Consider the following 9,991-nt stretch of genomic DNA (forward strand, 5'->3'; position numbering starts at 1 on the left):
CCGGTGGAGGCGGTGCGGGACATGATCAAGGAGATCCACTACGAAGAGTGGCTCTACGAGACCTCGCCCAGCCCGAAAGCGGCCGAGATGCGGATGCAGAACGTCTCCACCCTCTATCGCTGGATCACCGAGATGCTGGAGGGGGATGAGCTGGAGGAGTCGATGACGCTGGCTCAGGTGGTCACTCGCCTCACCCTGCGCGACATGATGGAGCGCAACGAGGGGGAGGACGATGCGGATCAGGTGCAGTTGATGACCCTGCATGCCTCAAAGGGGCTGGAGTTCCCCTATGTCTACATGGTGGGGATGGAGGAGGGCTTGTTGCCCCACCAGACCAGCATCGACGAGGACAATGTGGAGGAAGAGCGACGTCTCGCCTACGTGGGGATCACCCGGGCCCAGACCGAGCTGACCTTTACCCTCTGCAAGGAGCGGCGCCAGTTTGGCGAGTCGGTACGGCCAGAGCCGAGCCGCTTCCTGCTGGAGCTGCCGCAGGATGACCTTGAATGGGAAAACCAGAAGAAGGTGACTGCCGAGGAGCGCCAGCAGAAGGGGCAGGTCGGTGTTGCCAACCTGCGGGCGTTGTTCAAGAAGGATTAACCCTAAGGAGTGGCCGGGGTCAGTAGCGGTACTATGTCTGCTCCCGGCATGGGCGGTGAGATATAGCGCCCTTGCCCCATCCGGCAGCCGATATCGATTAGCTTCTGCAGCTGCTGCTGGTTCTCGATCCCCTCGACGACCAAGGTGTAATCGAGATCCTGACAGATATCCCGCATGGCGCGGATCAGCGCCAAATCTTTGGGTGATTGCAACATCCTCTGGGTAAAGCTGTCATCCACCTTGATGTAATCCACCGGGAAGTGGAACAAGGCGTTGAGGGAGGAGAAGCCGGTGCCGAAATCATCGAGGCTGATCTGGATACCCTTAGCCCTCAGGTCATGCAGGGATGCCAGTGCATCGGAATCTTGTCGCGACAGCTCCCGCTCGTTGAATTCAAAGATCAGATAACCGGGGGCGACCCCCTCTTCCTCGATGATCCCCATCAGCCGCATGATGTGGTCATGGTTGACCAGATGCTTGCCCGACAGATTGATGGCGACCTTGAATTTGCTCTGCCCGGAGATTGGCAGCCAGTTCTTCAGTTGCTGACAGGTGTGGCGCAGGATCTGGTAATCCAGCTCCAGAATCAGGCCGCACTGCTCCGCCAGCGGAATAAAGTCGAACGCATCCTTCAGAATCCCCTCCTCGGTCAACCAGCGCGCCATCACCTCCAGTCCGGTCAGGCGGCTATCCTGCAGCCGGATCACCGGTTGGAAATAGGGGACGATACGCCCCTCCCGCAGGGCTCTGGCTAGCATCTCTTCCGGCGAATTCCAGTTCTGGTTGATGCAATCATCCGAGTAGCTGACGATGCGACTGCGACCATTGCGCTTGGCCTGATACATGGCCAGATCGGCCTGATGAAGCAGCTGGCTGATATCTGAGGTTTGCTCGGATACGCTCGATACCCCAAGGCTGACGGTAATGCTCAGCTCGTTGCCGACTAGCCGGAACGGGTAGGAGAGGCGGCTGATGATGCGGTTCAGTACCGGGCTGATGTCCTCTTCATGCTTGCTGCTATCGAGATAGATGACAAACTCATCGCCCCCCAATCTGGCCACCAGATCGTTCTGTCTGATACAGGTCTGCAGGCGGCGGCTGATCTCCTTGAGCAGCATGTCTCCCGCGCTATGGCCCAGGGTGTCGTTGATCTGCTTGAAGTGATCCACATCGATAAAGATCACCGCAAATCCTGGCGACTTGTAGCGGTTGTAGTGGGTCATGGCTTGATTGAGGTGGTTCATCAACAACGCACGGTTGGGCAATTGGGTCAGTGGGTCGTGAAGCGCATCGAATTGCAGCCGCCGTTCCAGCTCCTGATGCTGCTTGAGCTGCTTTTGCAGCCGAAGGTTGGTCTGGCGCAGCTGTTGCAGCCGCTGGTTGATGGAGTCTTCACTATTTATTTCGTTGAGCTGCTGGCGGATCCGTCTCAGCTCCAGCAGCAGGGTGAGCTGGCCACGCAGGAAGTCGAGAAACAGCTTGTCGTCGGTTTCCAGCGGCTGAGTCGTGCTGATGATGAAGTGAGCGAAATACTGCTGCTGCAGGCGCAGCGGCATACTGTGCCAGAACCGCGACGCTTTGCTGACCTCGATATTACTGGTGCTGTGGCACAAGCCGCTGATGAACTCGTCCCCCTGATGGGGATGGGCAGGATAGAGCTTTTCCAGTTTCTGACTGGTTAGCCTGACCAACAGCATGTCCTCGATGGTGAGCATTTGACGCAGTACCGCTTCCAGCTGGGAGAAGAGCGCCTGAGCCGGCAGGGTATTGGCGAGCCGCATGATGCGGCTGATGCTCTCGATTTTCTTTTTCCAGTTCGGGTCTTTGCGGATCAGCGGTGAAGGGAGCTCGGTGAGATGGGAGCCTGCCTGGGTTTCGGTCAGCCGCTTGGCCAGGCACTCCAACAACAGGCGCAGGGTTGGCAGGTCGGCGGGGGCACCGCGCGCCAGCAGCCACTGCACCTGGCCATGCTCGATGGGGAAGGTGCACCAACCTTCGGCTTCGTCCAGCTGGGTGAGCTGATCGGTGATGCGGGACTGCTCCCGGCCCAGCTGTTGCTTGAAGGTGTCGCTGATCCTATAGGCGTAAAGCCAATTCAGACCGGTATCGGAGAGGCCCAGTATGCCGAAATGTTGCAGCGGGCAGAGTTGGTCAATCTGCTGGATCAGGGCATCGTAATCGCCAGACGTGGCGGTTTGTGGCGCAGGGAAGTCCATAACGGCCGAGATCAGCGCCAGCAAAGGAGTTGAGTAGTGGGGTTCGATGGATTGGGACGACATGTGCAACTCCCGATATGTCTACCTTACAAGAGTAGTCGGAAGCCGATAGATTGAAAGGGCCACAATTGTGGCCCTTTCAAGTACTTACAGTTTGTCAGTCATGTAGTGGATGGCGTTTTCGATCTCTTCATCACTACAGTTCGCACAGGTACCGCGTGGAGGCATCATGCCAGACTTTCCAGTGAAGCCTTCAATGGCATGTTTCTTGAGAGTGTCGATGCCCTGGGCGATGCGAGGCTCCCAGGCTGCCTTGTCACCCCGTTTGGGGGCACCGGCGGCACCGGTATCATGACAGGCAAAGCAGGCGCCTTTGTAGACCGTTTCGCCATCGCGGGGACCAGAAGAGGCGGTCGCAGCAGGTGCGGCACCCGCGCCGGCAATACCTTCCAGATCCTTGGCGGTATAGACCTGACCGATTGGTTTGATCCGCTCGGCAATGGCTTCCGGTGACATATCATCGGCAGCAAGCACTGCCCCAGACAAGCTGGCGGCCGTCATCCCGACAGCCAGCAAATAGCTCAGTTTTTTCAACACGCTCATATACTCCCAGCACTCTCTTATTATCCCTGTGAACCGGACGGATTATAACCGAATAGTTACAGCCATTTAAACGCTTGTGTGTGAAGTGTTAAGCACTCTGCATACAAAGTTTTGGGCGATATCACGGCAATTTGGGTGGTGGAGATAAAAAGAAACCCGGCATTCGCCGGGTTTCGGTTAACCAAGGGGTGAAACGGCCTATTTATCCCAGCTCAGGATCACCTTGCCGGAGTGGCCGGATCGCATCGCTTCGAACCCCTGCTGGAAGTCATCGATGTGGAAGCGGTGGGTGATGATGGGGGAGAGATCCAGCCCGGACTGGATCAGGCTCGCCATCTTGTACCAGGTCTCGAACATCTCGCGGCCGTAGATCCCCTTGATGAACAAGCCCTTGAAGATCACCTTGCCCCAGTCGATGGCCATGGTGGAGGGGGGAATGCCGAGCATGGCGATCTTGCCGCCATGGTTCATCTTGTCGATCATCTCCTGGAAGGCGCTCGGGACGCCGGACATCTCCAGCCCCACGTCGAAGCCCTCGGTCATGCCGAGCTCCTCCATCACATCGGCGAGCTGCTCCTTGGCCACGTTGACCGCGCGGGTGGCGCCCATCTTGCGGGCCAGCTCCAGCCGGTATTCGTTGACGTCGGTGATCACCACGTGGCGCGCACCCACATGGCGGCAGACTGCGGCAGCCATGATGCCGATGGGGCCGGCGCCTGTGATGAGCACATCCTCGCCCACCAGATCGAAGGAGAGGGCGGTGTGCACCGCATTGCCGAAAGGGTCGAAGATGGCGGCCAGCTCGTCCGGGATGTTGTCCGGCAGTTTGAAGGCGTTGAATGCGGGGATCACCAGATACTCGGCAAAGGCGCCGGGACGGTTGACCCCAACGCCAATGGTGTTGCGACAGAGATGGGTGCGGCCGGCGCGGCAGTTGCGGCAGTGGCCGCAGGTGATGTGCCCTTCACCGGAGACCCGATCGCCGATGGCGAAGCCGCGCACTTCCTGACCGATGGCGACCACTTCCCCCACATATTCGTGGCCGACCACCATGGGGACCGGAATGGTCTTCTGGGACCACTCGTCCCAGTTGTAGATGTGGATATCGGTGCCGCAGATGGCGGTTTTGCGGATCTTGATCAATAGGTCGTTGTGGCCGAGCTCGGGGGCCGGCACATCCGTCATCCAGATGCCGACCTCTTTGTGCAGTTTGGAGAGTGCTTTCATGGCTGTTCCTTCAATATGAATGCAGAAAAAAGGGGCTGCAGCCCCTTGATTCAAATCAGATAACGCCGAGTTCACGGCCGATGCGGATAAAGGCGTCGATCGCCTTGTCCAGCTGCTCGCGGGTATGAGCGGCAGACATCTGGGTGCGAATGCGCGCCTGACCCTTGGGCACGACCGGGAAGGAGAAGCCCACCACATAGATGCCGGCTGCCAGCATGCGGCTTGCCATTTCGGAGGCGAGTTTGGCATCCCCCAGCATCACCGGAATGATGGCGTGGTCGGCGCCAGCCAGAGTGAAGCCGGCGGCGCTCATCCGCTCGCGAAAGTATTGGCTGTTCTCTTTCAGACGTGCGCGCAGGTCGTGACCTTCCGCCAGCATGTCGATCACCTTGATGGTGGCGGCAACGATGGCGGGGGCCAGCGAGTTGGAGAAGAGATAAGGGCGGGAGCGCTGACGCAGCCAGTCGATCACCTCTTTCTTGCCGGAGGTATAGCCGCCGGATGCGCCGCCGAGCGCCTTGCCCAGGGTGCCGGTGATGATGTCGACCCGATCCATCACGCCGCAATATTCGTGGGTACCACGACCGTTTTCGCCGATAAAGCCGACGGCGTGGGAGTCATCCACCATCACCAGCGCATCGTATTTGTCTGCCAGATCGCAGATGGATTTGAGGTCGGCGATGACGCCATCCATGGAGAAGACACCGTCGGTGGCGATCAGCTTGAAGCGGGCGCCATCGGCGTCAGCCTGCTTGAGCTGGGCTTCCAGCTCGGCCATGTCGTTGTTGGCGTAGCGATAGCGCTTGGCCTTGCACAGCCGCACACCGTCGATGATGGAGGCGTGGTTGAGGGCATCGGAGATGATGGCATCTTCGGTGCCGAAAAGGGTCTCAAAAAGACCGCCGTTGGCATCGAAGCAGGAGGAGTAGAGGATGGTGTCTTCGGTGCCGAGGAAGGCGGACATCTTCTGCTCCAGCGCTTTGTGCTGATCTTGGGTGCCGCAGATGAAGCGTACCGAGGCCATGCCGAAGCCGTGGCTGTCGAGTCCCTGATGGGCGGCGGCGATCAGATCCGGGTGGTTGGCCAATCCCAGATAGTTGTTGGCACAGAAATTCAGTACCTGCTCGCCGCCGACAGCGATGCTGGCCTGCTGGGCGGAGGTGATGATGCGTTCTTGCTTGTACAACCCTTCAGCTTGCACCTGGTTCAGTTGTTCGGTCAGGTGACGATAGAATCCGTTAGACATCCTCGATCCTTATTGGCTATTTCAGCTGCGTATCAACAGAGGGCGACATTTTACTGCAATCTGTTGTGGTAAATTCAAATGATTGTGCTGATATTCAACTAATGTGAAACAGATCTCACCCGACTGGCTGGGCCAGCTCACGGTAGTGTTGTTCCAGCTGCTGGATCTGTTCGGCGACTTGCGGTTGCACGTAGGGGCGCAGCAGAAACAGCACCTTCAACACACCCTGATAGAGCAGTGGCTTGGTGATGCGGGTATTGGGAGCCTGGGCAATCTGGAACGGGATCCAGCAGGTCACCACCATCTTGATGGTCTGGCCCAGATCCGGCAGGTCTTCATCGCTGACATCGATAATGCCCCCTTCACGCAGGCTTCTGAGCAGTGCGACCACGGAGGAGCGCATCTGCTCCTGGGCCTTGAGGTACTTCTGTTGCAGCGGTTCGTCACGGCTCAGGATGTCCGGCAGGTTGGCGTAGAAGAAGCGGAACTGCCACATCAGATAGAAGATGGCATCCAGATAGCCCATCAGATCCTGCAGGGTGATTTCACGGTTGCGGGTCGGGATGAAGTTTTCGCTCAGGTGGCGGGCATATTGATCGAAGATGGAGTGGATGATGTCCTCTTTATTACGGAAGTGGTAATAGAGGTTGCCCGGGCTGATGCCCATGTGCGCCGCAATATGGTTGGTGGTGATGTTGCGTTCACCCTGATCGTTGAACAGCTCGGTCGCGCTGTGAATGATCCTGTCTCTGGTTTTCATCACTCATTCCTCCAACAGGCTCCGCTCGGGGCAGTTTTGAACAGGGTCGAATCCCTTGGCGGCCCGTGATAAACTTTTCGGCAATTTCAAATTGGCTCACTATACACAGCTTTAACAAGCAGTCACATGTAGCCATCAACGTACGAGAGGCAAACTCCATGATCGTAGTAACTGGCGGTGCTGGCTTTATCGGCAGCAATCTGGTCAAGCAGCTGAACGCTCAAGGACGGACCGATATCGTGGTCATTGATGACCTGACCGACGGCACCAAGTTCGTCAACCTGGTCGATCTGACCATCGCTGACTACATGGACAAAGACGAGTTCCAGGCTCGTATCGTCTCCGGTGACGAGTTTGAAGAGTGGGACAACGGCATCGAGGTGATCTTCCACGAAGGCGCCTGCTCTGCCACCACCGAGTGGAACGGCAAGTTCATCATGGAGGTCAACTACGAGTACTCCAAGGATCTGTTCCACTACTGTATCGAACGTGAAATCCCGTTCATCTACGCCTCTTCTGCCGCGACCTACGGTGGTCGCAACGACAACTTCATCGAAGATCCCAAGTTTGAACAGCCGCTCAACGTCTACGGCTACTCCAAGCAGCTGTTTGACCAGTACGTGCGCCGCTGGATGCCGGAGATCAACTCTCAGGTCGTTGGCCTCAAGTACTTCAACGTCTACGGCCCGCGCGAGCAGCACAAAGGCTCCATGGCTTCCGTCGCCTTCCACCTCAATACCCAGGTGAAGAAGGGCGAGAATCCCAAGCTGTTCGAAGGTTGCGATGGCTTCCCGAACGGTGGCCAGATGCGTGACTTCATCTATATCGACGACGTCTGCAAGGTAAACCTCTGGTTCTGGCAGAACCCGCAGCACTCCGGCATCTTCAACTGCGGTACCGGCCGTGCCGAGCCGTTCCAGAACGTGGCCGAAGCGGTGATCAAGCATCATCAGAAGGGTGCTATCGAGTACATTCCCTTCCCGGATCACCTCAAGGGCCGCTACCAGAGCTTCACCCAGGCTGATATGACCAAGCTGCGCAGCGTGGGTTATGACGCCGAGTTCAAAACCGTTGCCGAAGGGGTAGCGGATTATATGGCCTGGCTCAACCGCTAACGGGTGAGCACAACGCGGCAGTTTGAGCGCAAAACCGGAAGTGGGCACTTGCCTGCTTCCGGTTTCTGGTCTCTGTGGCTGCTTGCCGTTCCTCTCTTATCTACCGGGTAACCGCGCGATGAATATATTGATGGCACTCTCCCAGCTCGAGGTAACGGGAGCTGAGGTCTATGCCACCACGGTCGGTAACGAACTGACCCGGCGTGGTCACAACGTCTTTTATGTGTCGGATACGCTGACCAAGCCGACGCTTGGTCCCGTCTTCAAGCTGAGATTCAACAAGCGCAGCATTCTGCGCCGCTTCTGGCACGTCTTCTACCTCATCTATCTCATCAAAAAGCATCATATTCAGTTGGTGCATGCTCACTCCCGCGCCTCCGGCTGGAGCAGCTACGTTGCTTGCAAACTGACCGGTACCCCGATGATCACCACGGTACATGGTCGCCAGCCGGTGCACGCTTCGCGCAAAGCCTTCCATGCCCTTGGATTCAGGGCGGTAGCTGTTTGCGAGGATATCGCCCACCAGATTATCGACAATCTGGGGGTCGATCCCGCGATAGTGCAGGTGCTGCGCAACGGTATCGAAACCGACAAATTCCAGCCTGTGCCTGCGCCGGACAATCCAAAGCCGGTGATTGCCATCATTGGCCGTTTGAGCGGCCCCAAAGGGGAGCTCTGTTACCGGCTGCTCGATGAAGTGCTCTACCTGGATGCCTGCAAGGTGCGGATTGTCAGCGGCACCAAGGTGCCGGAGCGCTTTGCCCGTTTCGAAGGACGCGCCGAGTTTGTTGGCTATGTCGATGATGTCCCCGCTCTGCTGGCGAGTTGCGATCTGGTGATCGGCGCCGGTCGGGTAGCGATGGAAGCACTGCTCTGCGGTCGGCCCGCCTTTGCCATTGGTGAAGCCAGGGCCATTGGCCTGGTGACCGAACAGAATCTGGATGATGCTCTGGCCAGCAATTTTGGCGATATCGGCCCCAAGGATCTGGCCATCGATTTTGCCGCACTGAAGGCGCAGATTGCCCCGGCCCTGGCCAGTGGCACAGTTTCAGACACAATTCGTCAACGCATTCAGGACGAGTACGGCTTGCAGGGGGTAGTTTCCGGGCTGGAGTCCATCTATCAGGATGCGGTGGTGGAAACCCTGCGCCGCGAGATGCCGGTCATCATGTATCACCGCTTTATCGAACAGGATAGCGAGAAAGGGGTGCATGGCACCTGGATGCCGATCACCATGTTCGAGAAGCATCTGCGCCTGATGAAGTGGCTCGGCTACGAAACCCTGACGTTCCGCGATCTGGCGGACAAAGGCTTTATCCACCGTCTGCAATACGGCAAGAAGTACCTGATGATCACCGCCGATGACGGCTATCAGGACAATCTGACCCGCATGCTGCCACTGCTGGAAACATATGGTTACAAAGCTGTGGTGTACGTGGTTACCGGTGAAGGCTATAACCGTTGGGATGTGGAGCATCCGACCAATCCGGATACCAAGGTCTCATTGATGAGTGGTGAGCAGGTCAAGGCGCTGGCCGCCAGCGGTCATGTGGAAATTGGTGGTCATACCCTGACTCACCCCCGCTTGAGTCAACTCACTGCCGAACAACAAGCCCATGAAATTCAGGAGAATAAACGCCAACTGGAGGCCCTGCTTGGTCATCCATTGCTCTCGTTTGCCTACCCTTACGGAGATATGAACGAGAGTGCCAAGGAACAGGCTATCGCTGCCGGGTATCGCTTTGCCGTCGCTACCAATAGCGGCCCCAAAGCAATGCACCAGGACCCTTTCCAGATCCGCAGGATCGCCATCTTCCCCCGCACCGATGTGTTCGGATTGTGGCGCAAGATCCGCGGGAATTATATTTTTAGGAAGTAAGAATTTAGCCTCCTCTACGTTACAGGCGATATATTGGTATGACTAAGTTTATAAGGCACTATTTGGAGAGCGAGCGTTTTTCTTCATTTATGTTTCTTTCTGTAGTTTTCTATGTCTTTTTTAAAGATTCAGTTCAATTGATAGGCGATATATTCCAAACAATAATGATTATTGGGGGGCTGCTCGCAATCTATTTATATAAGGATTTTTTCTTAAGAAATATTGTTTTTTTACTACTAGTAATAGGTGTTTTGGTTCAGACCGCAAGCTGGTTTATGTCAACCATCACTATTCCTGAATTGGCACAAAACCATCCTAATATAAAACCATTTTATTATCTATTGG

The 9,991-nt window shown here is 56.7% G+C and carries 9 protein-coding genes; 4 read left to right on the forward strand and 5 right to left on the reverse strand.

All coding sequences use genetic code 11. The features are described 5' to 3' along the window. Positions 1-600 (forward strand): 3'-5' exonuclease (locus tag ACRAUW_RS14325; protein WP_431362815.1); only part of this gene is annotated, 600 nt, incomplete at its 5' end. 2 nt (positions 601-602) lie between these two features. Here the strand turns inward: ACRAUW_RS14325 and ACRAUW_RS14330 are convergent. The 5 genes from ACRAUW_RS14330 to ACRAUW_RS14350 form a co-directional block, all read right to left on the reverse strand. Next, complete coding sequence (locus tag ACRAUW_RS14330) at positions 603-2,879, reverse strand: putative bifunctional diguanylate cyclase/phosphodiesterase (RefSeq protein WP_431362816.1); 2,277 nt, start codon at positions 2,877-2,879, stop codon at positions 603-605. A gap of 84 nt (positions 2,880-2,963) precedes the next feature. Beyond that, the gene (locus ACRAUW_RS14335) at positions 2,964-3,419 is read right to left on the reverse strand and encodes a c-type cytochrome (RefSeq protein ID WP_431362817.1); all 456 of its coding nucleotides are present in this window, start codon (positions 3,417-3,419) and stop codon (positions 2,964-2,966) included. A 198-nt stretch (positions 3,420-3,617) separates the two neighbouring features. After that, complete coding sequence (gene tdh / locus ACRAUW_RS14340) at positions 3,618-4,646, reverse strand: L-threonine 3-dehydrogenase (protein ID WP_431362818.1); 1,029 nt, start codon at positions 4,644-4,646, stop codon at positions 3,618-3,620. A 55-nt stretch (positions 4,647-4,701) separates the two neighbouring features. Continuing rightward, positions 4,702-5,892, reverse strand: a complete 1,191-nt coding sequence (locus ACRAUW_RS14345; protein WP_431362819.1) for a glycine C-acetyltransferase — start codon at positions 5,890-5,892, stop codon at positions 4,702-4,704. A 115-nt stretch (positions 5,893-6,007) separates the two neighbouring features. Further along, entirely contained in the window at positions 6,008-6,652 is a 645-nt protein-coding gene (locus ACRAUW_RS14350; protein WP_431362820.1) for a TetR/AcrR family transcriptional regulator, read from the reverse strand. A 158-nt stretch (positions 6,653-6,810) separates the two neighbouring features. On the opposite strand from ACRAUW_RS14350, the gene rfaD reads away from it, so the two are divergent. The 3 genes from rfaD to ACRAUW_RS14365 all read left to right on the forward strand — a co-directional run. Continuing rightward, a complete protein-coding gene (rfaD, locus tag ACRAUW_RS14355; protein WP_005340846.1) occupies positions 6,811-7,767 on the forward strand; it encodes an ADP-glyceromanno-heptose 6-epimerase in 957 nt (318 codons plus the stop codon). Between the two features lie 118 nt (positions 7,768-7,885). Further along, positions 7,886-9,646: a polysaccharide deacetylase family protein gene (locus tag ACRAUW_RS14360; RefSeq protein ID WP_431362821.1), complete on the forward strand. Its 1,761-nt coding sequence runs from the start codon at positions 7,886-7,888 to the stop codon at positions 9,644-9,646. 38 nt (positions 9,647-9,684) lie between these two features. Beyond that, positions 9,685-9,991, forward strand: a 307-nt coding sequence (locus ACRAUW_RS14365) for a hypothetical protein (protein ID WP_431362822.1), incomplete at its 3' end; no start/stop codon positions are given.

The sequence above is a fragment of the Aeromonas sp. genome, from assembly GCF_050633025.1.
Taxonomy (GTDB): Bacteria; Pseudomonadota; Gammaproteobacteria; order Enterobacterales; family Aeromonadaceae; genus Aeromonas.